Source organism: Moorella glycerini, assembly GCF_009735625.1.
GTDB classification, from domain to species: Bacteria; Bacillota; DSM-521; order Neomoorellales; family Neomoorellaceae; genus Neomoorella; species Neomoorella glycerini.
Window position 1 is genome coordinate 3389891 of record NZ_CP046244.1, and the last position, 26070, is coordinate 3415960.

At 53.7% G+C, this 26070-nt stretch carries 25 protein-coding genes and 1 riboswitch; of the genes, 1 reads left to right on the forward strand and 24 read right to left on the reverse strand.

Annotated elements, in window-relative coordinates:
- Positions 1–55: 55 nt before the first annotated feature.
- The 24 genes from MGLY_RS16880 to MGLY_RS16995 all read right to left on the reverse strand — a co-directional run bounded on the left by MGLY_RS16880 (position 56) and on the right by MGLY_RS16995 (position 25445).
- The gene (locus tag MGLY_RS16880) at positions 56–274 is read right to left on the reverse strand and encodes a sulfurtransferase TusA family protein (protein WP_156275851.1); all 219 of its coding nucleotides are present in this window, start codon (positions 272–274) and stop codon (positions 56–58) included.
- A 28-nt stretch (positions 275–302) separates the two neighbouring features.
- Positions 303–1181 carry an NAD(P)H-hydrate dehydratase gene (locus MGLY_RS16885; RefSeq protein WP_156276582.1) on the reverse strand — a complete coding sequence of 293 codons (879 nt, stop codon included), beginning with the start codon at positions 1179–1181 and terminating at the stop codon, positions 303–305.
- Positions 1181–1735 (reverse strand): putative Se/S carrier protein, encoded by a 555-nt coding sequence (locus tag MGLY_RS16890; RefSeq protein ID WP_170291157.1) that lies wholly within the window; start codon positions 1733–1735, stop codon positions 1181–1183. The genes MGLY_RS16885 and MGLY_RS16890 overlap by 1 nt, the downstream gene beginning before the upstream one ends.
- A 23-nt stretch (positions 1736–1758) precedes the next feature.
- Complete coding sequence (yedE, locus tag MGLY_RS16895; RefSeq protein WP_156275853.1) at positions 1759–2820, reverse strand: YedE family putative selenium transporter; 1062 nt, start codon at positions 2818–2820, stop codon at positions 1759–1761.
- A 336-nt stretch (positions 2821–3156) separates the two neighbouring features.
- Entirely contained in the window at positions 3157–3762 is a 606-nt protein-coding gene (locus MGLY_RS16900; RefSeq protein WP_156275855.1) for a class I SAM-dependent methyltransferase, read from the reverse strand.
- Between the two features lie 39 nt (positions 3763–3801).
- Positions 3802–4626: a metal ABC transporter permease gene (locus tag MGLY_RS16905; RefSeq protein WP_170291158.1), complete on the reverse strand. Its 825-nt coding sequence runs from the start codon at positions 4624–4626 to the stop codon at positions 3802–3804.
- Positions 4627–4718: 92 nt separating this feature from the next.
- On the reverse strand, positions 4719–5444 hold the full coding sequence (locus MGLY_RS16910; protein WP_156275857.1) for a metal ABC transporter ATP-binding protein: 726 nt from the start codon (positions 5442–5444) through the stop codon (positions 4719–4721).
- A 12-nt stretch (positions 5445–5456) separates the two neighbouring features.
- Positions 5457–6311: a metal ABC transporter substrate-binding protein gene (locus tag MGLY_RS16915; protein WP_156275859.1), complete on the reverse strand. Its 855-nt coding sequence runs from the start codon at positions 6309–6311 to the stop codon at positions 5457–5459.
- A gap of 232 nt (positions 6312–6543) precedes the next feature.
- Positions 6544–6717 carry a hypothetical protein gene (locus MGLY_RS16920; RefSeq protein WP_156275861.1) on the reverse strand — a complete coding sequence of 58 codons (174 nt, stop codon included), beginning with the start codon at positions 6715–6717 and terminating at the stop codon, positions 6544–6546.
- A 25-nt stretch (positions 6718–6742) separates the two neighbouring features.
- Positions 6743–8266: an HD domain-containing phosphohydrolase gene (locus tag MGLY_RS16925; RefSeq protein ID WP_156275864.1), complete on the reverse strand. Its 1524-nt coding sequence runs from the start codon at positions 8264–8266 to the stop codon at positions 6743–6745.
- Positions 8235–8642 carry a response regulator gene (locus MGLY_RS16930; protein ID WP_156275866.1) on the reverse strand — a complete coding sequence of 136 codons (408 nt, stop codon included), beginning with the start codon at positions 8640–8642 and terminating at the stop codon, positions 8235–8237. The genes MGLY_RS16925 and MGLY_RS16930 overlap by 32 nt, the downstream gene beginning before the upstream one ends.
- A 41-nt stretch (positions 8643–8683) precedes the next feature.
- On the reverse strand, positions 8684–10123 hold the full coding sequence (locus MGLY_RS16935) for a sensor histidine kinase (RefSeq protein WP_156275869.1): 1440 nt from the start codon (positions 10121–10123) through the stop codon (positions 8684–8686).
- Between the two features lie 348 nt (positions 10124–10471).
- Positions 10472–11038 (reverse strand): PepSY domain-containing protein, encoded by a 567-nt coding sequence (locus MGLY_RS16940; protein ID WP_156275872.1) that lies wholly within the window; start codon positions 11036–11038, stop codon positions 10472–10474.
- Between the two features lie 121 nt (positions 11039–11159).
- Entirely contained in the window at positions 11160–11702 is a 543-nt protein-coding gene (locus MGLY_RS16945) for a phosphatase PAP2 family protein (RefSeq protein WP_156275874.1), read from the reverse strand.
- A gap of 90 nt (positions 11703–11792) precedes the next feature.
- A complete protein-coding gene (locus MGLY_RS16950; protein ID WP_156275876.1) occupies positions 11793–13172 on the reverse strand; it encodes a sensor histidine kinase in 1380 nt (459 codons plus the stop codon).
- A gap of 37 nt (positions 13173–13209) precedes the next feature.
- Complete coding sequence (locus tag MGLY_RS16955) at positions 13210–13890, reverse strand: response regulator transcription factor (RefSeq protein WP_156275878.1); 681 nt, start codon at positions 13888–13890, stop codon at positions 13210–13212.
- Positions 13891–14030: 140 nt separating this feature from the next.
- Positions 14031–14396, reverse strand: coding sequence for a response regulator (locus tag MGLY_RS16960; protein WP_156275880.1), 366 nt, complete (start codon positions 14394–14396; stop codon positions 14031–14033).
- Between the two features lie 739 nt (positions 14397–15135).
- Complete coding sequence (locus tag MGLY_RS16965; RefSeq protein WP_156276586.1) at positions 15136–16392, reverse strand: double-cubane-cluster-containing anaerobic reductase; 1257 nt, start codon at positions 16390–16392, stop codon at positions 15136–15138.
- A 266-nt stretch (positions 16393–16658) separates the two neighbouring features.
- Entirely contained in the window at positions 16659–17918 is a 1260-nt protein-coding gene (gene ltrA / locus MGLY_RS16970) for a group II intron reverse transcriptase/maturase (protein ID WP_277997837.1), read from the reverse strand.
- Positions 17919–18534: 616 nt separating this feature from the next.
- Positions 18535–19554 carry an acyl-CoA dehydratase activase gene (locus MGLY_RS16975; protein WP_156275882.1) on the reverse strand — a complete coding sequence of 340 codons (1020 nt, stop codon included), beginning with the start codon at positions 19552–19554 and terminating at the stop codon, positions 18535–18537.
- Between the two features lie 5 nt (positions 19555–19559).
- A complete protein-coding gene (locus MGLY_RS16980; protein ID WP_170291159.1) occupies positions 19560–21719 on the reverse strand; it encodes an acyl-CoA dehydratase activase-related protein in 2160 nt (719 codons plus the stop codon).
- Positions 21720–21885: 166 nt separating this feature from the next.
- Positions 21886–22581 carry an anaerobic ribonucleoside-triphosphate reductase activating protein gene (locus MGLY_RS16985; protein WP_156275884.1) on the reverse strand — a complete coding sequence of 232 codons (696 nt, stop codon included), beginning with the start codon at positions 22579–22581 and terminating at the stop codon, positions 21886–21888.
- Positions 22582–22602: 21 nt separating this feature from the next.
- Positions 22603–24687 carry a ribonucleoside triphosphate reductase gene (locus MGLY_RS16990; protein ID WP_156275886.1) on the reverse strand — a complete coding sequence of 695 codons (2085 nt, stop codon included), beginning with the start codon at positions 24685–24687 and terminating at the stop codon, positions 22603–22605.
- A gap of 108 nt (positions 24688–24795) precedes the next feature.
- A riboswitch (cobalamin riboswitch) is annotated at positions 24796–24961 on the reverse strand.
- A 100-nt stretch (positions 24962–25061) separates the two neighbouring features.
- Complete coding sequence (locus tag MGLY_RS16995; RefSeq protein ID WP_156275888.1) at positions 25062–25445, reverse strand: MerR family transcriptional regulator; 384 nt, start codon at positions 25443–25445, stop codon at positions 25062–25064.
- 235 nt (positions 25446–25680) lie between these two features.
- On the opposite strand from MGLY_RS16995, the gene MGLY_RS18945 reads away from it, so the two are divergent.
- A complete protein-coding gene (locus MGLY_RS18945) occupies positions 25681–25986 on the forward strand; it encodes a MerR family transcriptional regulator (protein ID WP_170291160.1) in 306 nt (101 codons plus the stop codon).
- Positions 25987–26070: the final 84 nt, after the last annotated feature.

Consider the following 26070-nt stretch of genomic DNA (forward strand, 5'->3'; position numbering starts at 1 on the left):
AAAAAATTTCCCCTGGCGACTATTCCCCAGGGGATTAATATTGGGGGAAGCCAATTTAGCTTTTACCGGGGGTCAACACTAGCCGGTAGCCGCCGGCCACCTTTTCCACCTGGACCTGATAACCCCGGTTTTCTGCCAGCCGGGATACGTTTTCTCTGGAGGTTTCATTATCGGTTAAGACTTTCAGTGGCTGGCCGGGATTTTGCTCCATAGCCTTTTTCGTCTTTACTACCGGTATGGGGCAGGAAAGCCCGCGTACATCAACTTCCACCATAAAAACATCGCCTCCTTTTATCCTGAAATTACCTGGTGCAAATACCGCTCCAACTGCAGAGACTTTCCCTGAAAATGCCGGGCAACTGGTCAATGATTTCGGCAACACTGGTGGCAGGCGTCGGGTTTGCCCTCCGGCCTGCTGCCCGGTTTGCTTTGGCGCTGATGCTGGCCGCCTGGTCCGGATCCAGCCCGGCATAAGCAAAAGCAGTGACCATACCGGTGATGGTATCGCCTGTGCCGCCTATGCACTCCATTTGGGGAATATCCGGCTCTTTAATCTCATCAACGATAACTCCATCTTTTACTATATAATCGACAGCTCCTTTAACCAGGAGGCATTTGGCCGCACCCCCGTTAGCATAAGCGCGTTTAATTAGGTCGGGTACGCGGGCGAAGGCATCCTCGAACAGATGACGGCTGATATAAGCCGGGTGGACGGCTTCCGGGTCGGCCAGGAAAGCAATTTCACTGGGGTCCGGGGTGAAAATATCAAAGTGTGGCGCTACACCTGCCGCCTTGGCCGCGTACATGGAACCGGCATCGGCAATTAGCACCGCCCGGGGGTGGTATTTTTCTACTGCGGTATAGAGCTTTTGCATTAACGTAACGATGGGCAGACAATAATGGAGAGCTAAAACCCTGGGCGCCAGTTCCTCTATATGTTCTATCAGATACTGGTAAATCAACCTGCTTCCTTTCCCCGTGCCAATATCGCCTGCCAGCAGTACCCGCGGTGGTTCCAGCCCAAGGTAAGAGGTAGTGGCCAGAGCCGCGCTTACCATGGCCATTGTGCCCTGGGTACAGGGCAAGCTATAGCCGTCAACGCGCAGATTTTTCCCTTCTCTTTCCACCCGGCCAAAGGTCAGGGGCATGTCGGTTACCGGGACGGTCCCGGCAATGAGCATCACGTAGACGCTGCCTCCTTCCAAATTTCTAAAGCCTTTTCCAGGGCGCGGTCGAGCATCAGGGCGCACAAGGTACGGCCCTCGTCCCTCGGCCGGGGAGCTGCCTCCAGGTGGGTGCCCACCAGCCGGGTGTAAAGGTAGGGGATATCAGGACAGCCACCACCGGAAATATTAACTATCACGCCTGTCTTTCTATCGAAAACGAGTTTCATATTGCCCGCCTTGACCATAACGTGCCCGGTAAACCAGGTTACTTTTTCTACCTGCAGGAGTTCTATTTCACCTTTGAAGGGATAGATACCCATGTAGGACACCCTGCCGGTAAGGGCCCTGGCCACTGCCGTTTGCTCGACCAGGTCGATTTCCAGGGCCAGGTCGCAGCCTTTGCGCATACCGGGCGGGGGCGCTACCAGTTTGCAGTCGAAGCCGGCTTTTTTCAACACCTTTTCGGCGTGCATAGCCTCTTCCACCGTGGCGAAAATTATCAAACCCCTGGCATCAGCAGTTCCGGCCCGAGCTGCAACGGCTTTATTTTTCAGCCAGCTTAAAACCATTTGGCATTCCCCTGCTTATTACGTTAATCCAGAGTCTCCCGCATAAAGAAACCGACGCCGGCGGCGAAAACCAGACCTATTATTACGGCTGCGGGGCCGTAGGGCCCGGGGCCTTTAGGGCTGGAGGCAAGAAGGAAATTATGGGCGAAGGCGGCCCCCACCAGCATGCCCATGATGGCCACTCCAGCGTCGGTATCGCCTTCACCGGCGAGAACAGTTTGCCGTAAGGGACAGCCGCCCAGCAAGGTAGCGGTAAGTCCGGCCAGGGTCATTCCTAAAAAATTCCACAATTGATTTGTATGGGCCACGGGCTGGCCCGTAAAGCCGATATTAATTTTACCCAGGACAGCGTTAACCACCAGCGCACCCACAAAAAAGGCCGCAATACCGCTGAAAAGGTAGGTATCTTTTACCAGGAAAAGGTCGCGCCAGCCGCCGACAAAACACATCCTGGTTCTCTGGGCTAAAAAGCCGATAAGTAAGCCTGCCGCCAGGGAAACTCCCACCAGGGCATGGGCAGCGCCGGGGCCTTCCTTGCTGAAGAAAATAAATGAGGGCCTGGCAATAGCAAGGAGGAGCAACCCCAGCATGAAGAGCGGCATCAACCAGCCGGCCGCTGTATAGGTAGATTGCCAGCGGCCCAGGTTGAAACCTCGCTTGAGAAAATAAATACCCATCAAAGCACCTGCCACTACCCCCGCCAAGCCGGCGACAGCGTTCAAATCACCGCCGGCAAGGCGCAATACAGCCCTTACCGGGCATCCTAAAAACACCAGGGCACCGATCATGAAAAAGGCGCCCAAAAAGAACCGTACCAGGGGTGCCGAGCCACCGCGGGCCCGGAATTCACCGCAAACAAGGGCGGACAGGAAGGCTCCTAAACCGATCCCCATAATTTCCGGCCGTAAATACTGGACTATCGCTGCCCGGTGCAGACCCAGGGCGCCGGTAATGTCCCGGTAGAAACAGGCGATACAAATGCCCATATTGGCGGGATTGCCAAGGTAGGTCATAAAGGCTGCCAGGGCCCCGCCAACCAAACCTGCTATAATCATGAAGTTTTTGGAGGAAAAAGACCTGTTCATTTATTTAAACACCTCCGGTTATGAAATTAAGAGGGATATAAATGGTTAAAGGATTTGTTCCACCCCCTTTGCGTCCTCTTTTGGTCGGGATATTGGTCACCTGTTTATAACATTCTATCCGTCGGAAGGATATTCCTTCATGTTTTATATGACTTTTTGTTATACTTATGAAAAAACAAGTCCCCTAAAATAAAAAATGGTTCAGAAGCCTTTTTAGCAAACGCTAAAGGGTTTCTGAACGGCATCGCCGGCCAGCAGGGCTACGGCCTCCCCTATTTAAAGAAAACTCTCCAAGGTTTCTAACCGTATAAAAAAATCCTCCTGGTAGTTTGGCGACTACTCATACCTCGCCTTGAACCCAGAGGCCAGGTAATAATCAAGACCCTCGTCAATCTCTATTTCCGTTAGCCCGGTAGCTACCAGCATGCCCAGCATTTCGTTGCCCGGCGGGATCTGGTCCCCGGCCACAACGCCCCCCAGGGATCTATGCAAATTATTTATGGTTTCCCGCGCTGCCGTATGGCAGATAATAACCCGGCCGCCCGGTTTCACCACCCGGGCCATCTCTTTTAGGGCCTTAAGTTTATGGGGAAAATGGGGGAAAGCCGAGTTGCAGATGACCTCGTCGAAAGTAGCATCCGGATAGGGTATGGAAACTACGTCGGTGCAAATGAACTCCACATTAGCGGGAAACCCTTTACTTCGCGCCCGTTCCAGCATGGCCTCGGCTATATCCAGGGCCACTATCCGGCCGGCGGGTCCCACGGCGGCCAGTAAATAGGGAATTAATATCCCCGTACCGCAACCCACATCTAGCACCGTGCTGCCGGGAGCAATGTTTAATTTTTTAATAATATTTTCCAGTTTGGCTTTTTCTTCCTGCGTACACAGGTTGTCCCAAATATCAGCCTTGCTGTTAAAATACTCGCGGTGGGTAAGCATATAACTCCCTCCTGCGCTCGCATATTGTTTAACCTGCAATCACTCATTTTCTTGCCACTGTTTTACCTTGCGTTTCGGGGAGAAAATTGTTGCCAGGACAAAAATAACGGCCGAAGTAAGAACGATTGCCGCCCCGCTGGGAACATCCAGGATATAAGAAACACCAAGCCCGGCCCAGCAGGAAAGGACGCCAAAAAGCACCGCCAGGAAAAACATGCCTTTCAAGCTGTAGGTGAGCTGGTAAGCAGCGGCTGCCGGATTTAAAATCAGGTTAAAAATTAACAGGCCGCCGATGCTGCGCAGGGAAGCGGTTACAGTAGCGCCGGTAAGAAAAAGGATACTGTAAAAGATCTCGTGGGCAGGTATGCCTACCGCCCGGGCCATTTCCCGGTGAAAGATAACCGCCTGGATCTCTTTAAAAAACATGACTACCAGCCCGGTAACTATGATCGTCACGACGGCCAGGAGCCAGAGATCGGTTGTCGTAACCGTCAGGATACTACCCCACAGGAGTTCTAAGGCCTGGGTTTTGGGACCTGGGAGCAGGCCCATAAAAAGGAAAGCCAGGCCCATGGTGATGGAGAATATAATGCCGATGGGCGTATCGAGGTTAAATTCGCCCCGGTCGGCCAGGGGCCCGATGGCAGCCGCCCCGGCCAGGCTGAAGAGTGTGGCTCCCAGCAAGGGATCAAATCCCAGCCAGGTAGCAAAGAGGGCCCCGGCAAAGGCGGCATGGGCAAGGGAAACCCCAATAAAGGAAAGGTGCATAGTAACGACAAAAACACCGATCAGGGAGCAGCCTATACCGGCCAGCAGGCCGGCCAGCAAGGCCTCCTGCATAAACTTGTAGCTTAAAATAGACATTTCCTACTTCTTCCTAAAATTAAATTGAAACACTCATGTCGACAAACGGCACTAATAGAGGATGAAAATGGCAGTTGCTATTTTCAAGCAAGTTAAAATAGCTGCTCCAACACCCTGTCCTGGAGTAGCTCTTCCGGGTTTCCTGTTTTCCAGATACGCCCTTTTTTCATGAGCACCAGGCGGTCGCACAATCCAGTCAACCCCGCCAGGGAATGGGTAACCATTAAAGTAGTTAACTTGCGTTCCTTGTGAATCCGTTGTACCAGCTGTAATATTTGCTGCTGCGCCCGCCGGTCCAGGGAAGCGGTGGGTTCATCCAGCAGGAGAATTGACGGTTCCTGGGCCAGGGCGCGGGCGATGGCTACCCGCTGCTGTTCGCCGCCGGAAAGATGGCCGATGGGACGCCCGGACAAAGCCGTCATACCTACCAGCTCCAGCATGCGGTCTACTACCTGCCAATCGCCGGGTCCCGGCCGGCGGAAAAAGCCCAGTCGGCCGTAACGCCCCATCATGACTACTTCCCTGGCCGTTACCGGCATGCGGGGATCAATAACCGGCAACTGAGGAACGTAGCCAATTCTACTGCGGAGGTCCGCCGGGCAGCCACGCGCCAGGTTATGGCCCAGGACCCACACCTCTCCCTGGAGCAAATGTCCCAGGCCATTGACCAGGGTTAGCAGTGTCGTTTTCCCGGCCCCGTTGGGACCAATGATCCCTATTATTTCCCCTGCTTTAATCTCCAGCGACACGCCGCGCAGCGCTACATCTTCACGATAGGATACTACTGCATTTTTAATTTTAATAACTACTGGTACCATTGCTTTTCTTCCCTAGTGGGGGATGGACGCCAGCAGCAATTCGACGTTTTTTTGTACAGCTTGGTCCCATTTGTCTGTTCCCGGAAGGCCGCCGGGAAAGTTGGAAATAGTAACCCTGGGTATTCCCAGTTCCCTGGCAATGCCGGCCCCGGCATCCGGCCCGCTCTGGAGATTGTCAATTATCAATTTTACTCCTGCCTGCCGGCCCTTATCTACCAGCTCTTTTACCCGCTGTGGCGTAAGTTCTTCCGGACGGCCATAAGTAGCTACCACCTGAAAACCGGCCCAGCGCACAAAGCCCTCTTGCTGGTCGGAACAAAGAACTTTCAACTTTCCCGCACCCGCTGCCTGCAGGCGGGCCCGCATTTCTTTTTCCACCTTGGCTGCCTGATCCATTGCTTCCCGGGCATTGGCCTTATAGTAATCTTTATTAGCCTGGTCTTTCTCAGCGAGTATATCGGCTACGGTCTGGAGGGCCTGCTGCCATACCGGCGGTGCCATCCAGTTACCCTTTACGGCTACCGGAACCACTTCTAACTGGGGATTTTTGGCGGAGGCCACTAATTCTTTGGTAAAAAGTTTGCCCTGCCAGTCATGCATCAGGAAAACCCGGGCCTGGCTAAGCACTGCTACATCGGAAGGCTTGATGTCGAAGTGTCCGGGGCAGGAGGCCGGCGGGATAATATTCTTTACTTCCACCCTGTCCTTACCTACTTCCTGCACAGCAGTCATCCAAAGAGAGGTGCCGGTTACTACCTTGAGCTTATTACTCGTTTGCCGGGAATTACAACCAGTAGCAACAAATAGCAAAAGGAATAGCAAAACGATATTGACCAGGAAACGACTCATGGTTCTTGAGGAAAACATAATATCTACCTCCCAAAATTTCGAAATGCAGTTCTGGCCCGGAGCCTATTCCTGGCAAACAAAAAACCATGGAAGCAGCTCCGCGCCGGCGAAGAACCTCCATGGTTCTCTTTTTTACCCTGGCTCCCTGCCAGGTAATTTAGCCACAAATTATATTCGTCACTGGTTTAAAAATTCCTTTTCGGTCAGCACTAGGATATCTTGCAACAACACCTTATTAGCGTCGTTATCTTCAATTTATAAGATTGGCCTCTTTTTCCTCCTCTCGGGTCAGGGTAAGGCCGTCCCCGGCCAGGATGCGGCAGAAAACATCCACTATTTCCGGATCAAACTGGCTGCCGGCGCAGCGCCGCAATTCCTTCACGGCAAATATTTTAATGATAATGTCGCCAAACAGAGCACCCATCCAAACCGCCAGTATACCGGTGCCTTCAATCCTTTAAGATTTCATAGATTTCCTCAAGGTGGGAGGCAACCCGTTGGAAAGTCGCTAAAACCGCCGGGTCAAAATGCTCTGGCCGGACCCGCCCGTCGCCGATAATGATTATCTGGCAGGCTTCTTCGTGGGAAAAGGCCGGCTTATAACTGCGCTTATTTCTCAAGGCGTCATAAATGTCAGCCAGGGCGACAATCCTCCCCGCCAGGGAAATCTCTTCACCCTTTAGCCCCGCGGGATAGCCGCTGCCGTCCCATTTCTCATGGTGATGCAGGGCCACCTCCCGGGCCATTTTTAAGTGCAAGGCATCGCCAAGGATCCTGGCGCCATAGATCGTATGCTGCTGCATTATTCGCCATTCAGCAGGTGTTAACCGGTCGGGTTTTCGTAAAATGTCCGGATGGATGTGAACCTTCCCTACATCATGCATCTGGGCTGCCAGGGCAATCTCCCGGCAAAAGTTTTCCGCACAGCCAAGGTCCCGGGCCAATTCCCGGGCAAAAATCCCCACCCTGGTGATGTGATTGCCGGTGTCTTCGTCGTTGGCCTCGGCGGCCCGGGCCAGGGCTTTAATGGTATAATGAAAGGCTTCTTCCTTTTCCCTTATTTGCCCGCCTACCAGTTGCAAAAACTGGCTGTAGGTAAGGAGGTTGCGCAGGACGTCCAGTTCATAGGCCGTCACCCCGGCGGGATAGTTAAAGGCCACTACCAGGAAGGGATGATGATAATAGCCGGCGTAATTGTACCAGGGACCAGGGCCAGCCGGCAAACTGGTCTTCACAAAAGTGAAGACGGCTTCTCCCTTCTCGTCCTCCCGGTTGCCAAAAACGCCTTCCCTTCCTGCCCGGAGGAGGAGCTCCCCGGCGGGAGAATCTTCGGGCAGAGCGAAAGCCACGGCCTCACTATGGATAGTGCCGCCCTGACGGCGATAAAGCCACCCCTCCCAGCTCTCCGGCCCGCTCACCGTGGCTACCAGAACTGCCTCCGGCGCCCTTTCCTTTAAGCCAAGCAATTGCTGTAATAATTCCTTCCTGGCTGTTTCCAGTTTAAACTGGAGGGGATCAAAACTCCCGAGGAGGCCTTCCACATGGCGGGTTATATAGTTGATATGCTGGTGAGCATAGCGGAGCTGGTCGTTTAAATGCTTGACCCGTAATAATGACCGCACGCGGGTCGTCAGTTCTAACTCATTGAAAGGTTTGCTCAAAAAGTCGTCGGCCCCGGCATTCAGGCCCCGCACCCGGTCTTCTAGCTGATCCAGGGCGGTGACCATGATAACGGGTATAAAGCGCGTGGTCTCATCATCCTTTAGCATCCGGCAAATGGTGAACCCGTCCAGACGGGGCATCATCACATCCAGGAGTATCAGGTCGGGGTTTTCCCGGGCGACCTTGGCCAGGGCGCCCTCGCCGTCCTTTGCCGTTAAAACTTCATACCCCAACGGCGCCAGCATGGCCTCCATTAAGACCAGGTTCATCTCTTCGTCGTCAACGACCAGGATTTTGGGCCTCTTCTCCACCCGCTTTTTCTCCTCCCAGAAAGCTGGTTAAAGCCTGTAAGATAGCGTCAATATCAATCGGTTTGGTCAGGTAGGCATTACCCCCGGCGGCCCGGAAAAACTCCTTCTCCCTTTCATAGGCATAAGAACTGACGGCAATAACAGGAATATCCCGGGTCAAGGGATCATTTTTCAGGATTTTAGTGGCGCTGATGCCGTCCAGGCGGGGCAACTGAATATCCATGAGGATCAAGTGTGGGCGCCGCTCGCGCGCCAGGCGGACACCTTCTTCTCCATTGGCCGCTTCTAAAACCTCATACCCGTTAATAGCCAGAATGTCTCGCAGCAAAACGCGGTTGGCTTCATTATCTTCTACTACCAAGATTTGCGCCGCCATAATGTTTGCACCTCCATTAGCGGCATGATCCCTGACAGGTGTTATCTTTGCTCCCCCGTTTCCGCTTGCACCGGCAGGGTAAAATAGAAGGTGCTGCCTTTACCAAGGCCGGCGCTTTCCACCCATACTCTGCCCCCATGCAGTTCAACCAGGCGGCGGACCAAGGCCAGCCCCAACCCTGTCCCTTCGTACTGCCGGGTATAACTGCCATCGCCCTGGACGAAAGCCTCGAAAATCCTCTCCTGGTCTTCCGGCGCGATGCCGATGCCCGTATCGGCGACGCTCACTTGTACCTGATCACCGCCCAGGAGCCGGGCCTGGATGGTAATCTTGCCGCCGTCGGGGGTAAATTTGACGGCATTGCTCAGGAGGTTATAAACAATCTGCTTGACTTTACGCTCGTCGGCGGTAAGTTCCGGTATGTCCGGGTCGACCTGTAAAGTAATCTCCAGCCGGTGCCGCGCCGCCTTCTCTTTCACCATAATCAAGCTGTTCTGCAGCAATTTTTGCAGGGAGAAGGTAGACAGGTCTAATTCCAGTTTGCCGGCTTCGATCTTTGACAGGTCAAGGACGTCGTTGATCAAGCTTAACAGATGCTGGCCGCTGGTTAAAATGTAATCGATATACTTGCTTTGTTTTTCAGTTAAGGTCCCATAGTATTGCTTCTGCAATACCTGGGCAAAGCCGATAATGGCGTTCAGGGGCGTGCGCAATTCATGGCTCATATTGGCCAGGAACTCGGATTTCATCTGGGAGGCGGCAACAAGTTCCCGCACGGCCTGCTGGAGCTTCTTTTCTCTATCAATTAAATCGAGGTTTTGCCTTTCTATTTGCCGTGTCTTGATAAAAAGCATCCACCCCAGCACGCCAATTACAATCAGGAATACTACCGTTGCAACCAGAGTATGGACGGCAAGGCGTTGATGCATGGACTGCATGGCCTGCACCTGTTGCTCCCGGTAACCCTGAATAATCCTTTCTAATTCATCAAAATCATCCCGCAGGGCGTCCATCACTTTTTTGCTCCCGGCAAAATCGACTGCCGCAGCCAGCGATTTTACTGTTGCTTCCGGAGCCATTCCCTGCCGTTGGGCAATGGCCGGTTCAACAATCAGGGTAATCCAGCTACTAATTTCGTAATTAATTTTGTCAAGGGAGGCCAGGAAACCGCTATCCCCGGCCATGAGCTCTTTTAATTTACTGAAGCAATCCTTAATTTCCTGCCGGGCTTCATAATAAGGCTCAAGATACCTGCGGTCGCCGGTTAGGAGGTAGCCCCGTACACCGGTTTCCATGTCCACGACCAGCTTTTCAAGGCTTTTCAGATCGTAGAGGACCGCGTAACCTTCCCGGCCCACCAGGTAATACTTCCCGGCCAGTTCATTTAGCTGTTTATGTAGCCAGACAGTCTGGGCTATGACGCCGATGATTAAAAGTATTAGAATAATAATCAGCAACCGTGAATTAAAGTACTTTTTCATTGCCGGAACAACCACCTCTTACCCTTTCGTTCGGCATGAATAAGCTCTTGCATCCGTATCAAGTAGTTCTTTACCATCAGCGTCTACTCTGACACTGTAATTATATGAACACCTTTTCTTATCGTCAAGAAAATTTTTCCCTTCTTAACTTATTTATCCTTTCATTCGATTGCTTAACACCCATGCCTGGAAGGTGCAAACAATCAGGAAGCCATTATGCTTTCTTTTGGTGTTTCGCTTTTTTACTCTTCGATAAAAACCGAAGTTGTTGTGTCTAAGTCAACCATTGACCAGAAAAAATAAGGACAGCGATTTAGCTGTCCCCATCGGTCTTATTTTTATATTCTCTTACTCTTCCTGCTGAATATTATCATTGTCTACGCTGTGACGTCCCTCTTCCAACCGTCCTTTTTCACCGTCCCTGCCATTATCCCGGGCCAGCACTTGGCCGTTGCCGGCATCCACCTTTACATCTACTATACCGCCGGCAGTCTGGACTTCTACGCTGTAGACCAGGTTGCCATTTTCGTTGTCCAGGGAAACTTTTTTCACCGTTCCCGGCACTGCCTTCAAGGCGGCATCCTTGGCGGCGTCAGCGGTAATCTTAGCTTTAGCCTGCAGGGCCTGGCTTTCGGCGGCTTCGCCCTGTTTTTCATTAGCGTCGTTAACTTCGGTATCGGTGTCATTTTGCGGGTTGGCTACTTTGATGCTGGCGTTGTATGCCGGCTGCTGGTTGTCTGGCGTCTGCTGGTGGCCGGTTGCCGGCGCTGTACTGACTGGGGAGGCACTCTGGACTACGGCCGGGAGGGGAGTAATAGCCGCTTTTGCGGGCTGGTTGTAAAATACGCCCATACCTGCGACCGCGCCCAGCAACATCACTCCTGTCGTTAGCGAGGCAAGCAATTTTTTGTTCATTTTTACCTTTCCCCTTTCTGCAATTTAGTTTATCGGGTACCCGATGCTTATAAAATAAGCCCTTGAAATTAAAGGGCCATTAAGGGACGATTAGACTTTTTTAATAGGTGGCCGGCTTGGCTTAAGGCAGCATCAGGGCCAGGCGTTTCGCCCAGGGCATTACATAGGGCCATAAATTTTCCACTATTATGCTTGCCCCTACACCAACTACAGCGCCGCCAAGCACGTCGAGGGGATAATGGACGCCGACATAAACCCTGGCCAGCATTAACAAAAAACTCAAAGCCATCATACCATAATGTACCTTTTTAGCCCGCATGCTCCAGGTTAGCCCCCAGGCGCCGGCCGCGTGGTCGCTGGGAAAAGAGGCATCCTGGCTGGGAGGAATCAATAGCTTGACCTTATGATGCATAAAAGGACGGGGCCGGTAATAGCAGGCATTGATGAGGACATTAAAGCCCAGCGCCAGGGCGGCTGCTGTCATGGCTCTGAGAACCGTAAGCCGCTCCTCCACCAAATTTTCTCCCCGGCTGCCAAACCATAAGTAAAGTAAGGGTAATAATAAAACAAAGGGACCATAAAGGGCCAGATAACGCATTACCAGATCAATACTATGCCACTGCCCGGCTAAATTATTTATAGCCACAAAGAGACGCCAATCCATTTTAAAATCCCCCTTTTAACCTTTTCCTCCTGTTATTTTTGATAGTCCCCTGGCTGAAATCAGAAAAAATAGGGCGCGGAAATTGTCTCTTCACACAGCCGGTAACCGCACCTTAAAGGTTGTCCCCTGCCCCACCGTGCTTTCTACCTCAATTTTGCCACCATGGGCCCGAGCAATCCACTCGCAAATAGACAGCCCCAGGCCAAAACCGCCTTCCGACCGGGAACGTGCTTTATCGACCCGGTAAAAACGCTCAAAGATATGGGGCAGGTGCTCCGGGGGGATACCGGCTCCCGTATCTTGCACCTTTAGCAGGGCTTGCCTTCCCCGCCGTTCCAGGCTGACGACCACCTCACCTGCCGGCGTGTATTTAATGGCATTATCCACCAGGTTGGCCAGGAGCTGGGTCAGGCGCGTCTGGTCACCGCGAACGACCACGTTTTCCTTTATTATCTTTTTCAGCCGCAAACCCTTTGCCGCCGCTATCCCCTGCCATTCGGCCGTGACGCCTTCCACCAGTTCACCCAAATCCAGGGGTTCCATCTCCAACTGTTCCATCCTGTCGTCACTCCGGGCCAGGAGCAATAACTTGGCGACCAGGTTACCCATCCACGCCGCCTGGTCGCGGATGATTGCCAGGGCCTGGCGGTATTCTTCCGGCGAATGTTGCCGGTTTAAAACCGCCTCGGCCTGGCTGCGGATGACGGCCAGGGGGGTGCGGAGTTCATGGGAGGCGTCGGCGGTAAACTGCCGCTGGCGCTGGAAGGCCCGGTCCAAGCGATCCAGCATCTCGTCCAGGGTGGCCACCAGGTGACCCACCTCGTCGTTACCGTGGGGCAGGTCCAGGCGCCTGCTGAGGTCAGTAGCGCTGATCTGGCGCGCTTTGGCGGCAATTCTATCAATAGGCTTTAGCGCCCGCCGGGCCAGGAAAATACCACCGCCGGCCGCTACCACCAGGGTTAAAGGTATGGCGATGAGGATGAATAATAGCAGCTTGTTCAGGGGAGCCTCGGCTTCTTCTTCGGAGCGTGCCACCGCGAGCCAGGCGAGTTGTTGGCCCTGCTCCTTAACAGGTACCAGAAGTACCCGCCATTCGTTTCCTTGAGCCTCTACTGTTCGCGGTTGATTGACGGGAAAACTCTTTACCTGTAAACGGGTAAGCGGGTTCGCCGGCATGTTTGTACTGAGGATTTTGCCCCCGGCGTCGTAAAGGCCGATATATGTTCCCGGTAAAAGGGGTAATGTCGGGTCCAAGCGGAGCTGGCCGTTTTCAGCATCCAGGCTGCTTGAAACCTGCTCCCCCTGGGACATTAGCACGGCGTCCAATTCCCGTTGCAGGCTTAAGGACATATTGAAATAGATAAAGGCGCTGAAACCGGCTAATATCAAGGAAAGCAAGAAGACATACCAGGCCGTCAACCGCCAGCGCAAGGGAATGTCGCGGAGCCGGGTTAAAAATTGTTGCTGCAAGTCAAGGCCTCCCATACCGGGTTTTGCGCAGGTTGTTTCAGCTTGCGCCGGGCTCTCGCAGGCAATAGCCGCTGCCGCGAATGGTATAGAGTAACTTGGGTTCAAAATTATCGTCGATTTTCCGCCGCAGGTAGCGGATATAGACGTCGACAATATTGGACATGCCGCTGAAGTCGTAATCCCAGACGTGTTCGGCTATCTGGGTCCGGGTCAACACCCGGTTGGGATTGCGCATCAAGTACTCCAGCAGGGCGTATTCTTTATTGGTCAGTCTAATTTCCCGGCTCCCCCGGCGCACTTGATGGGAAACCGTATCCATGACCAGGTCCCCGACCTGGAGGATAGTGCTCTTATTCTCGCTTTCCCGGCGCAGTAAAGCCCGGACACGGGCCAGGAGCTCGTCCAGGGCAAAGGGTTTGGTGAGGTAATCGTCGGCCCCAGCGTCCAGCCCCTTTACCTTGTCGGCCACCGTATCCCGGGCTGTAAGCATGAGGACGGGAGCGTTGATGCGCTCATTTCTCAGGCGCCGGATAACTTCCATCCCGTCCAGCCGGGGCAGCATCAGATCCAGGATTATCAAGTCGTAGATGACCGTTTCCGCAAAGGCGACCCCCTCCTCGCCGTCATAGGCAATATCGACAGCATACCCTTCTTCTTGCAAACAGCGGGCCAGGGTACGGGCCAGGAAAGTTTCATCCTCGACGACCAGGATACGCATGATACGTGCCTCCTTGCAGCTCCTGCCATTTATTACTTATTGTAAAGCATAAACATTAAAATAAGATGAAAAACCCGGCCTTCTTGTCGGCCGGGTAGGTCCGCACGGTAATAGCTAAGCTAATCGGCTCTGCGGGGAGGCTAAATGTCGGGCAAAAACCGCCTTACTGTCGCCAGTACCAGCTCGACATCTATAGGTTTGCTCAGGTAATAATCGCCTCCATTTGCCAGGAAAAGCCTTTTTTCTTTTTCATCATAATATGAACTGACGGCAACGACCGGGATATCCCTCGTCCTGGCGTCTTGTTTTAAAATTTTAGTTGCCGTTATGCCATCCATGCCGGGGAGCTCCACATCCATAAAAATTAATTGCGGTTTATGCTTTTGCGCCAGCCGGACCCCTTCTTCACCGGTGCCGGCTTCTAAAATCTTATTGCCGGTCAGCGTCAGGATGTCTTTCATCAGCACCCTGTTAGCCTCGTTATCTTCAACCAGTAAGATTAGCATCTTTTTCCTCCTTGGTGTTCTGGGTAAGGCCTTCCCCGGCTATGACGCGCGGGAATCGTCCACTATTTCCTGGATTGGCTGTCGGCGTCGCGCTGCAATTCCCTGACGGCTTCAGCCAGGACCAGGTCCGGACGCTAAAACCCTTTCGCTGGTCATGGCATCAAATCTAGACCTATACCTTTTCCCATTTTATTAAGCGCTATGCATTATATGCCTAGCGTTGTATAGCCACATTATGCTCTTAAAAGCTCTAACAACTCGTTTATGCGTTTAGCATCCGGGGGCGCGCGTAGTAGGGATTTCAAAAGGCGGACGGAATTGCAGATGGCGTTGCAGGTTTGTCTTTTGAGGCTGGCAGTTAAGATGAGATTATGGAGGCGGGAGGGATTGCTTTTTACAACAAATAGATTTAATATCATTCTTTGGTATATATGGTATAAATACCCCCCCCCCCCCGTTTTGGCATTTATTGGCAACAACAATTTGTTCTTTCATTTTTCTCGCCTTCTTTATTTTGATTTATTAATTTCTTAATTTCTCTATTCGACAAAAGGAATTTTTCTCCTCCTTTGCCAACTAATCTTTGCTCCAGATTGCGTTATTTTCTAAATTATGGCAGAAACATTTATAAACAAAAGCACCAAAAACAAAGGCACCAACAAAAAAACGGCTACAGGACTTCCTGCCTGTAGCCTACCGCTTGGTCGGTGAGGTGTAGATACCCCGGCCATCGCCAGTGTCATGCTGTAATCATTTCCAGGAAAGCATCGATCCGCGTCTTTAGCTGGGCCGCGTCTTCCTCACTGTAGTCGCTCTCCAGGCGCAGTACCGGCAGCCCCGCCTCCTGGAGGGCTTTTTCCACCAGCCGACCCTCGACGCTGAAGGGCTGGCAGAACTGCAAAGAGAAATAGATCACCCCGTCGGCTTTGGCCTCCCGTGCCAGGCGCAGAATGTCTTCCACCCGTTCTTTGTTGGGGGTGAAGCAGGCGCAATTGATGGCCATCAGTCGCCGGGCGAGATTTTTGAGGTGCTCGTCTACCGACCGACCGTCTTCAGCCACCTGGCCGGCAAAATACCGAGTGCCGGTGCAGGTCTCTTCGCCGACGATTACCGCCCCGGCCGTCTCGACCAGGTGATGCAACTTCCAGTAAGGCAAGGCCATGGGCGTACCCGTGACCAGGAGGCGCGGCGTCCCTTTCCAGGCCACGCCCTCTCCCCTGGCGATGCGTTCTTCCAGTTCGTCACAAAGGCTGTTGACCTGGCTCGTAAAGCGTTCCGGGTCATCAAAGAAAGCGAGCTGGGAAATCAGTAGGGCGTCTTTGCCGCTGATGGGAGCCGGGTCGGCCTGGCGGGCCCGGTACAGGCGCGCCAGTGCCGTCCGGCGGGCATTGGCCCTCTTAATTCCTGCCGCCAATTTTTCTGCCATGATGGCCTGGCCGGATCGCCGCTCGATCTCTTCCTTAAGGCGGTTAATCTCTCCTTCCCAGAGGGTTAGATCGGCCTCAGTTTTCTTCTGGGGCAACTCCATGACGTAAGTCGGCACGTATTCATTAAGTATTTCCCAGGTCTTCTTTTTGCCGTCACAAGTAGTCTCGCCGATGAGGAAGTCGACGGCCTGGAAGTAGGGACAGATCCGGTCCAATTTAAAGCCCATAAAGGACTTAATCAACGGGCACAGATTGCGAGGCAGTACCTGCTCACCGGTGGGCACGGTAAACTGGGCGCCGCCGCAAAGGCCGATGCTGATACCATCCACGGCGAAGATAAGTTCTTCGGGCACAAAGACGCAAAAGGTCCCGACCACCGGCCGCCCGGTCTTTTTTTGTTCCAGGATTTCCTTAATCCTGCCGCCATGGGCTTCGGCTAAGGCATTATCAAAATAGGCCATCCCTGCCGGCCGGTTTTCCTGCTGCAAAAACACCTCGCTGAAGGCTCCCGGCAGGCCCCCTAGAAAAACGTCGTGTTTTTCTAAATCCATGTCCAGGGCACGCCACATTTCCCGGTAAGCGTCGCTCAAGAGAATCCACCCCTTCTAAACATTAAATTGATAAACTATATGTTCTTGATGTACTTTAATTTTCCTTTATGTCTTATTTTCCATTTTGTTATACCAGCGTTGCCAAAACCACCGGCCGCAGGCGTTATTCGCTACAGGCATAAGCCCCTGAGTAGACGATATTTAATCAGGCAAAATCGAGTAGGAGGGGGCGGCTAGCCCCCGTCCTCTCACACCACCGGACATGCGGGTCCGCATCCGGCGGTTCACCAAGCTTGACGAAGATAAGAATAGCGCTCGGTTAAGCTCATCAGGCCCTGGGATTGCCAGTAGGCATTGCCCAGGGCTCTATTCATTGGCCCATGGGCCATCCGCCACAGCCCTTTGCGGGCATTGGCGAATTCATGCACTACCCATTCCGGCAATCCCAATGCGCGTAGTTCGCGGTACCTGGTCCGTACTCGCTTCCACTGCTTCCAGAGACACATGCGCAGCCTCCGCCGCGTCCAGCTTTCTAAGTTCTTAAAGATGCTGGGCGTGTCGGCCAGGGCGAAGTACCCTATCCAGCCGCCCAGGTAGGCGTTCAGGCGCTCTATGCGCTCGGCCATCTTTAAGGGTTTATTCCGGGCGGTTATCTCCCGGATTTTCGTTTTCACCCGGTCGATGGTCTGCGGCGCCAGGCGGATAAGGATTACTCCTGCCTTGTGTTTGTACATGCTGAACCCCAGAAATTTCAGCTTCCACGGCCGGTCTACCGCGCTCTTCTGCTCGTTGATCTTGAGCTTCAACCGCTCCTGCAGGAAGTTGCGGATACTGGCCATGACCCTTTCTCCTGCCCGTTTGCTTTTGACGTAGATGTTGCAGTCATCGGCGTAACGGACGAACTTGTGGCCCCTCTTTTCCAGTTCTTTGTCCAGGTCGTCCAGGAGTATGTTGGCCAATAACGGGCTTAAGGGTCCGCCCTGGGGCGTTCCTTCTGCCGTCTCCATGACCACTCCGTTTACCATGACGCCTGCCTGGAGATAGCGGCGGATAAGGGTAAGTACCCTCTTATCTGCCACTTTCCGGGCCACCCGGGCCATGAGGATGTCGTGGTTTACCCGGTCGAAGTATTTCTCGATGTCCAGGTCCACGGCCCATTCGTATCCTTCTTCTACGTATTGCCGCGCCTTCTTTACCGCATCATGGGCTTTCCTTCCGGGACGGAACCCGTAGCTGGCCTCTGAGAACTGCGGTTCGAAGATGGGCGTCAATACTTGCAGGAGGGCCTGCTGGATTAGGCGGTCCATTACGGTGGGTATCCCTAACATCCGTTTGCCTCCCCCGGGTTTCGGGATTTCGACCCGGCGCACGGGCTTCGGTCTGTAGGTTCCCGCGAGCAGTTCTTCCCGGATGCGCGGCCACTCGGCGCGTATTTGGTCCCGCAACCGTTCGGTCGGGATGCCGTCCACACCGGGCGCGCCTCCGTTCCGCTCTACCCGTTTCAGCGCGGCCAGCATGTTCTCCCTGGCCACCACCTGCTCCATCAGGCCGCTACCTTGGCCTCCGCGAGGTGACGTCCCGCTTTGTGCCGGAGAAGAACTCGGCCCTCCCGCGCTCCCCCGTGGCTTCACCACTTCTTCCCGCGGGCAGGCCCCTTGCGGGGTTTTCTGCTGTCTCTGTCCTTCTCGCGAACGCACCGGTTTCACCTCTGACTTGATGTTCGGGCCTTCCCCTGGAGTTCATGACCCCCAGGGTACTATGCCCTCTGCTGACTCCTGCCGGTTCAGCCGTACCTTCCGATACGGTTTACCAGCTCTCCCTGGCTTATCCGGCAGGCCTCCCCGGGTAAGAGCGTTAACCTTCGCCCCGTGCCCGCCCCATATACTCTACCGTCCCTTGGCAGCCTGGGATTTCGCTGTGTTCCGCCAGCTTATCCGAACGGTCTAGCCTCGTATGGGGTTCTTGTTCATCGGGCCGTGGCTTTGCCTCCGGCTTCCTTCGGATCCCACCTCGCGATGGACACCCTTGCCTTTGGCTAGCAGACTGGTGCTGCCTCGCCTGCAGTGGACTTTCACCACTAAGTTAACGCCCATGCCGGGCGCACAGAAAACCCGCCTCCTTCCCGGCAGGCGGGTATTCCTTCACAGGTGTCTTTGAGAGTCACGCTCCCCGGCGCACCAGCCGGAGTTTTTCACGTTGATCCTGGCGCCCGGCTGAGGATAAACGCAGGTTCGCCCATTTGCCGCAGCGGCTTCCCCAGCGGCCGACAATTTCCCCGCCAAGGTAAAGCTCGCTGATCTTACAGTTGTTGGTACAATCATTGCAGATGAAACTGCGTGGAGAGCAGTCAAAAAGGGAAATCGCCCTTGCCCCTCTGAAGGCAGTCGGGCTTTTTGTTTTTAACCATCTCTCCCGGGCCAATAAAGCCGCCCCGATGGCCCCCATGACACGATAATAAGGCGGCACAACTACTGGCAGCCCCAGTAAAGTTTCAAAAGCGGCTCGCATGCCTACATTGGCTGCCACGCCACCCTGAAAGAGAACTACCGGCCGGATTTCTTTCCCCCTGGCAACATTGGCCAGGTAGTTGCGGGCCAGGGCCAGGCACAGCCCGGCTATTAAATCTTCTTTGCTGTAACCCATTTGTTGCTTGCTGATAAGGTCCGATTCCGCAAAAACGCCACACCGCCCGGCTATACGGACTGGGTTCCTGGAACGCAGAGCCAGCTCACCGAACTTTTCAATGGGGACATTGAGGCGGGTGGCCTGGTGGTCCAGAAAAGAGCCGGTGCCCGCAGCACAGACACTATTCATATTGAAGCCACAGGACACACCGTCTTTCAGAAAAATAATTTTAGAATCCTGCCCGCCGATATCTATTACTGTCCGTACCTCAGGGTTTATCTCCCTGGCTGCTACGGCATGGGCGGTAATTTCATTCTTGACGGTATCGGCCCCGATCATCACTGCAGCCAGGTGGCGGCCCGACCCGGTGGTCCCGGCAGCTAACACTTCCAGGTCTGGCAATTTCTCCTGCAGGTGCTGAAAACCGCCCTGCAGGGCTTCTACGGGGCTGCCATGGGTACGCAGGTAGGTTTCAAAGATCACCCTTTTGTCCATATCTAAGACCGCTATCTTGGCGCTCACGCTGCCGACATCAACGCCTATAAAGCACTCCACCTTTTTCACCTCCAGGCAGGTAAAGCCAACTTTTCCCGGCGTTCGGCCAGCACTTCCAGAAATGCTTCCAGGCGAGTTTCCCAACCTACAGTATCCGTCTTCTCGTTAATAACCAGCGATAGGAAAGGTAAATCTAGCTTTTCGCTTAAGGGTACGAGGATATTCTGGGCCACGATTTCGGGCATGCAGGTGAAGGGTAAAAGCTGGATTACCCCGTCGTATCCTTCTCTGGCTGCCAGTACAACCTCGCCGACGCTTTCTTGCCCATGACCGCCAACACAAACATTAAGATAAGGCGCAGCCGCGGCAATGACTGCTTCATAAATATTCACTTCCCTGCGTCGGCGCAGTACATTGAGATCGAACCACTGGGTGGCGGAAAGATCGCGTACCACCTCCACCCGTAGTTCCGGTCGCGAGGCCAGAAACCGCTCTATTTCCTGGTTGACAAAACTCTCCAGGACGGTATAAATTTCGCCGATAATTTTAACCCGTAGCGGCCGGATTGCTATCTCGGGGATGGCGGCGAGTTCTTCCTGGAAGGTCTTAAATATTCGTGCCGTCTCCCTTACACTGGCAGTCTTTTTGATGCGCTTGACAAAATCACGCCATACTTTATCTGCTGCGCCGCGCCGGCTTTCATAAGCGCGCTTCCGTCTTAGCAGTTTTTCTGCCTGGTCCAGAGCGGCCATTTTATGATAGCCGAGGTATAACCCCCTGGCAATAAGCCAGAGAGGGGCATTATTAGTTGCTTCCCGTAAAGCCTGCCGGAAGGACGGCCAGCGTTCCCGCCAAGGTAAAGGCGAATCGATAATAATGAGACGAAAATCCAGGTCCACTCGCTTTAATAAAAGCTCCTGCAGCTGGGCGTACCAGCCGAACCGGCACCTGCCTTTTCCCCCTACCATGACAATGGTGTTTGCCCCCTGTTCCAGGACTTCCCAGATCTGCCCCAGGGTGGTAACCAGGGGATAACAGATAAATTCGGGGGCCAATTCCTTACCCAGTTCTACCGTGCGTTTCGTTACGGGGGGCGTTGGTACCATCTCTACTTTACATTCGTTCAGTACCGTCTCCAAAGCGATATCCAGCAGCCCCATGCCCGGTGCCCCTATTTTTAACTTTTCACTACGTGCCGCCGGTATGCAGAAACTATCTTTATCTTTTGAGGGGTTATTCTTAAGGTTCGTGCTGGTATCTATGAAGGCTTCCAAGCGGGTTACCAGCCCAGCTTCACCTGTATGCTCGTCCACCGTAAGCAAAAGAAAAGGTATAACCAGCTTTGCGGCTTCTTCTTCCAGGAAAGATTCGATTACCGATGCCGGGCCGCACTCGAAGGCCTCAACTAAAACGAGTTTATTGATTATACCCTTGCGCAATAAACTAAAGCCGGCTCCCAGGATGCGGGCTTCATAGGCCCACATCCTGGTGCCTTCGTAAAGGGTAGCCACCTCTTGCCGGCAATCTTCCCCGGGGACCATTTCCGCCGTGATGACCTGGCCGTATTCCCGCAGCCGGTCGACCACATGATGGCCTGCCAGGTCATATAAGACATAGGGGTGGCCCAGAACACCAATAACCTGCTGCCCATCATATTGCGCCCCCGGGTCAAAACGTTGCCGGCGCGGTTTATCAATACCATAAAGCCGATGGTAGACTTCAGGAAGGGTCAACCCCTCTAACGCCAGCTTCTCGCTGGCAGCCTGCTCCGCTAAACCGGCCCGGATGGCCGCCTCGCCAAGTTCCCGGCCGGCACCCAGACGGGAAGCTACGGCCAGCAGGTTGTGCCGCCAGGTGCCGGGCTTTTCCCGTTCGTTCCATTCCGGAGCCAGGACCTGCTCTTCCTGCAACCCCAGGCCGTTCCGGATCATGGCTGCCGCCCCGATAATCTTCGGGCAGCAATAATTATCCTTTTCCACGCTGGACAAAACTGGTATGAACAGGTAGTCTACCCCCGCGTCAACCAGTCTTTTAGCATGGGCAAAGTAAAGTTTTACGGAAACGCAGGGTTCATCTGTTGGGCAGCAGTTCATAGCCTCTACGGTTAAGGCGTCCGACAGTGGCGAAACAACAACTTCAGCTCCTAAAGTGCTTAGAAACCCCTTCATAAAGGGGAAAAGATAATAATAGGCGAGGCCTCGTGGTATGCCTACTCGATATGACAAAATCCGTCACCTCTTGCTATGCCCAATTATACCTCCTGTTGCAGGTTTTGTTAAGTTAATTTTTTCCTGCTGCTCCAAGGGTTTAGCGTGTTTCATCCCAGGGTGGTAAAGAAGGCCACAGGAATTCCTTCCTGTGGCCCGCATCTCTTTTGGCGACTTAGCATCTTCAAGCCCTGACTTCCACTTTAGCAGAAAAGGGCTGTAATTTTTGCGCGATATTGTTTAAAGTTGCCCCGGGATAAGGCCGGAGCGCCTGGAAATCTGCATCCAGCAATGTTCCGGCAGGCTGGTACTGCTGTAGTACATAACGCCGTGCTCCCCGCAGCAGCCGGCCTATGGCCAGGAGATCTTCCTCCAGTAACAGGCCGGGAACTACCGTGGTACGAAATTCGTAAGCGATCCTACTATTTTTAATGAGGGCAATGCTTTCCCTGACAGACTCCAGATCAACCTTAGTACCGGCTAAAAGGTTATACTTCCCCGGCGGCGCTTTCACGTCCATGGCCACGTAGTCCAGGAGGCCATCAGTCAGTAGTCTGGCCAGAATTCCCGGGTGCGTGCCGTTGGTATCCAGTTTGACTTTAAAACCGCAGGATTTCAGGGAGCGGATAAATTCCTCCAGGCCTGGCGCCAGGGTTGGCTCTCCTCCGGTTATACAAACGGCCTGCACCCAGGAGCGGCGCCGACTCAACAGGTTTAAAACCTCCTCAGGGCTGATTTCCGGCAAAGTAAAAGGACGTAGCACCAGGTCGGCATTGTGGCACCAGGGGCAGCGGAAATTGCACCCGCCATAAAAGACGGTGGTGCAGACCTCGCCGGGGAAGTCCACCAGGCTCGTTAACTGGATGCCTCTAATGGTTATGGGTACCGCCCCCTTAAAACATCAGGTGACAGGACGGAAGCTCCGCCGCTCCCGGAACTCTTCCTGCTTGCCTTTATTCCAGTTCTTTACCGGCCGGTAATAGCCGACGATCCGGCTCCAGACCTCCGTCTCCCGGCCGCATTCCGGGCATGTCCACTGCTCGCCGGAAAGATACCCGTGCTCGGGGCAGATGCTGAAGGTAGGCGTAATGGTTAAATACGGCAGGCGGAAATTATGCATCACCGTCTGCAGAAAACGCCGGCAGGTGGCGGTATCAGTCACCCTTTCCCCCAGGTAGGCATGAAAGACCGTGCCACCGGTGTATTTCAGCTGCAACTCGTCCTGGTGCTCCAGGGCGGTAAAAACGTCGTCGGTGTAGCCGACCGGCAGGTGGGTGGAATTGGTGTAATACGGTTCGTTGGCACCGGAAGTGATAATATCAGGATAAAGGCGCCTGTCCAGCCGGGCCAGACGGTAAGAAGTGCCTTCCGCCGGCGTGGCTTCCAGGTTGAAGAGCTGGCCGGTTTCCACCTGGTAGGTGGCCAGGACAGAACGCATGAAGTCCAGGATTTCCAAAGCCAGGCCCCTTCCCTCGCGGGTGTCTATGCCTTTCCCCCAAAAGTTTAAGAGGGCCTCGTGCATGCCGACAATGCCGATGGTATTGAAATGGTTCTCCCAGTACCTGCCGAAGCGTTCTTTAACCCGCCGCAGGTAGAACCGGGAGTAAGGATAAAGCCCCTGCTCCGTCAGCTTCTCCAGGATGTTGCGCTTGAGGAGCAGGCTTTCCTTTGCCAGGTCCATCTTCGCCTTTAAGCTGCTGAAGAACTCTTCTTTAGTTGCGGAAAGGTAACCCAGGCGCGGCAAATTTATGGTCACCACGCCGCACGACCCCGTAAGAGGGTTGGCGCCGAAAAGTCCGCCGCCGCGTTTCTTGAGTTCCCGGTGATCCAGTCGCAGATGACAGCACATGCTGCGGACATCCTCGGGCTTTAAATCGGAGTTGATAAAGTTGGCGAAGTAGGGGATGCCGTATTTGGCCGTCATGGCCATGATCTTGTTTGCCACCGGGCTTTCCCAGGGAAAATCAGGCGTGATGTTGTACGTGGGTATGGGGAAGGTAAAAATGCGGCCCCGGGCATCCCCCGCCATCATCACCTCGCAAAAGGCCATATTCAGCCAGTCCATCTCTTGCTGAAAGTCGCCGTAGCATTCCTCGCGCCGCTCGCCACCGATAATGACCGGCTCGCCGGCTAAAACCTGCGGCACGACCACATCCATGGTCAGGTTGACAAAGGGTGTCTGGAAGCCCACCCTGGTGGGCACATTGAGGTTAAAGATAAACTCCTGCAGGGCCTGCTTGACTTCCCGGTAGTCCAGGCCGTCGTAACGGATAAAGGGAGCGAGGTAGGTGTCGAAACTGGAAAAGGCCTGGGCCCCGGCGGCTTCCCCCTGCAAGGTATAAAAGAAATTGGCTATCTGCCCCAGGGCCGTCCGGAAATGCCGGGGCGGCGCGCTTTCCACCTTTTGCCCCACGCCGGCAAAGCCGCTTTCCAGCAGATCGGCCAGGTCCCAGCCACAGCAATAGGGCGCCAGCAACCCCAGGTCGTGGATATGGAGATCGCCCCTTTCATGGGCCTCGCGGATGGCCGGCGGGTAGACCTTTTCCAGCCAGTACCGGGAACTGACGGCAGCAATGATATGGTTGTTGAGGCCCTGGAGGGAATAATTCATGTTGCTGTTCTCATTAATCCGCCAGTCCTGGCCGTCAAGGTAGCCCTGGACCATTTCCTGCACGTTAACCAGGAGGTGGCGGAAATCCCGCCATTCCGCATGTTGTTGCCGGTAAAGGATATAGGCCTTGGCCGTCCGGGCATGGCCGTTCTCAATTAATACTTTTTCTACCAGGTCCTGCACGTCTTCGACGGTAGGCAGCCTGTCGACAAATTTTTCCGCTAGAAGGGCCGTCACCTGGTTGGCCAGCCGGCTAGCCAGGCGGCGGTCCTGGCCCCCGACAGCCAGGGCCGCTTTGTAAATAGCATTGATAATCCTTTCCTCGTCAAAGTCCACTACCCGGCCGTCGCGCTTGATGATCTTCCTGGGTATCATGATAAAATTTTAATCTCCTTTCGCCTGCCTGAATTAAAAACCCCAACCACGCCTGCGTAGCTGGGGTAAATTTCTCCCTTTACCTCACCTTCACCATGGCCGTGGTTTAACGGTGCAATCCCACGGGCAGGTCTCCTGGCTCGGGTTCAACGCTCCCTGCTGCCTTCCCGGGTTTAGACCCCAGTGGCTCCTTTAGCAGGTACTCCCCCTCACAGTGGCGGCACCGCGCCGGACTTGCACCGGCTTCCCTGGCACCCGCGAGAATCGTTTTCTGGTAATGTTCGACAAAGAAGAGGCAAATTCCTGCCGTTATAACTATCTCCCCTGGTCAATAATGGTTTTTATTCACCAGGAGCTATTTTTTCCTGTTGGAATTACTTTATTTCCCGGCTTCTATGGGGGCATGTATTACAAAGGGAGGGATCGTCAAAGGAGATCTGGCAGTAAGTCCCTTCCTCCTTCCAGCATGGCTTGGCGCACCCTATGCGTTCAGTCTTACGGGAGCAGGCCGGGCAGTCCTCATATAACCAGCAAGGATAAAAAGCCAGGTAGTGTTTGATGGAGTTTAAATTAAAGCCTTTATCGATGAGCTTTTGAATGAAGCGCAGCCGTTTCAAGTCATTATTTGAGTAAAGGCGCCGCCCGTTCTTGCGTGCGGGCTGGATGAGTTTATGTCTTTCCCAGACCCGCAGGGTGCCCGGCTGTATGCCCAGTAAATCGGCGACCACGCTGATGGTATATAACATTTGTTCCGGCATGGGAAGCCGCCTCGCTTAACAATCAGGTTATAATTATTTACAGTTTTATTTTACGTTAACTTATCATCCCAGATCAAGTATCGCTTTTCTCCTTTTGAGAACATATTTTTGCTATATCTAAATAACTTTGCTGTAATATTTTTTATAAGTTTATTGACATGATTATGTTCAAGAAATATGATATAAGTAAGATCAATAGTAAGCGGGGCGAAGAAGGCCGGTGTATCCCATCGGTATGGTTATCCAGGTCTTAGATATTTCTCCCCACCGCCTGCGTCGCTGGGAACGAAAGGGACTGGTCGTTCCCACGAGAAAAAACGGCCGGCGCTGCTATTCGGAACTGGATTTACAGCGGTTAATGTTTATTAAGCGCCTCCTTGATGGCAAGCACTGCCGGCTTGCAAACCTCCCCCATTATCTCGCCTTTTACCCCTGCTGGCAGGACGGTAAATGTATAAGCACCCCTCTAAAAGAGCCACATGAAGGGGCGCGTCCTTGCTGGCAAAAGAAAAACTGGTATTGCCCGGGACAGGTCCCATAACATCAAGACTGGCTACCAGTTCCACCGGAAAGTATAGTCAGGGTTACAAGGCAAGGAAATATCCGTTTTTTAACTTCTAGCACC

Coding starts and splice junctions, on each gene's coding strand:
- MGLY_RS16880 (WP_156275851.1), bottom strand. CDS start 274: ATGGTGGAAGTTGATGTACGCGGGCTTTCCTGCCCCATACCGGTAGTA.
- MGLY_RS16885 (WP_156276582.1), bottom strand. CDS start 1,181: ATGCTCATTGCCGGGACCGTCCCGGTAACCGACATGCCCCTGACCTTT.
- MGLY_RS16890 (WP_170291157.1), bottom strand. CDS start 1,735: ATGGTTTTAAGCTGGCTGAAAAATAAAGCCGTTGCAGCTCGGGCCGGA.
- yedE (WP_156275853.1), bottom strand. CDS start 2,820: ATGAACAGGTCTTTTTCCTCCAAAAACTTCATGATTATAGCAGGTTTG.
- MGLY_RS16900 (WP_156275855.1), bottom strand. CDS start 3,762: ATGCTTACCCACCGCGAGTATTTTAACAGCAAGGCTGATATTTGGGAC.
- MGLY_RS16905 (WP_170291158.1), bottom strand. CDS start 4,626: ATGTCTATTTTAAGCTACAAGTTTATGCAGGAGGCCTTGCTGGCCGGC.
- MGLY_RS16910 (WP_156275857.1), bottom strand. CDS start 5,444: ATGGTACCAGTAGTTATTAAAATTAAAAATGCAGTAGTATCCTATCGT.
- MGLY_RS16915 (WP_156275859.1), bottom strand. CDS start 6,311: ATGTTTTCCTCAAGAACCATGAGTCGTTTCCTGGTCAATATCGTTTTG.
- MGLY_RS16920 (WP_156275861.1), bottom strand. CDS start 6,717: ATGGGTGCTCTGTTTGGCGACATTATCATTAAAATATTTGCCGTGAAG.
- MGLY_RS16930 (WP_156275866.1), bottom strand. CDS start 8,642: ATGGCGGCGCAAATCTTGGTAGTAGAAGATAATGAAGCCAACCGCGTT.
- MGLY_RS16935 (WP_156275869.1), bottom strand. CDS start 10,123: ATGAAAAAGTACTTTAATTCACGGTTGCTGATTATTATTCTAATACTT.
- MGLY_RS16940 (WP_156275872.1), bottom strand. CDS start 11,038: ATGAACAAAAAATTGCTTGCCTCGCTAACGACAGGAGTGATGTTGCTG.
- MGLY_RS16945 (WP_156275874.1), bottom strand. CDS start 11,702: ATGGATTGGCGTCTCTTTGTGGCTATAAATAATTTAGCCGGGCAGTGG.
- MGLY_RS16955 (WP_156275878.1), bottom strand. CDS start 13,890: ATGCGTATCCTGGTCGTCGAGGATGAAACTTTCCTGGCCCGTACCCTG.
- MGLY_RS16960 (WP_156275880.1), bottom strand. CDS start 14,396: ATGCTAATCTTACTGGTTGAAGATAACGAGGCTAACAGGGTGCTGATG.
- MGLY_RS16965 (WP_156276586.1), bottom strand. CDS start 16,392: ATGTGGCGTGCCCTGGACATGGATTTAGAAAAACACGACGTTTTTCTA.
- ltrA (WP_277997837.1), bottom strand. CDS start 17,918: ATGGAGCAGGTGGTGGCCAGGGAGAACATGCTGGCCGCGCTGAAACGG.
- MGLY_RS16990 (WP_156275886.1), bottom strand. CDS start 24,687: ATGATACCCAGGAAGATCATCAAGCGCGACGGCCGGGTAGTGGACTTT.
- MGLY_RS16995 (WP_156275888.1), bottom strand. CDS start 25,445: ATGCCGGAACAAATGTTATATACCATCAGCGTGGTCGCCGATTTACTG.
- MGLY_RS18945 (WP_170291160.1), top strand. CDS start 25,681: ATGGTTATCCAGGTCTTAGATATTTCTCCCCACCGCCTGCGTCGCTGG.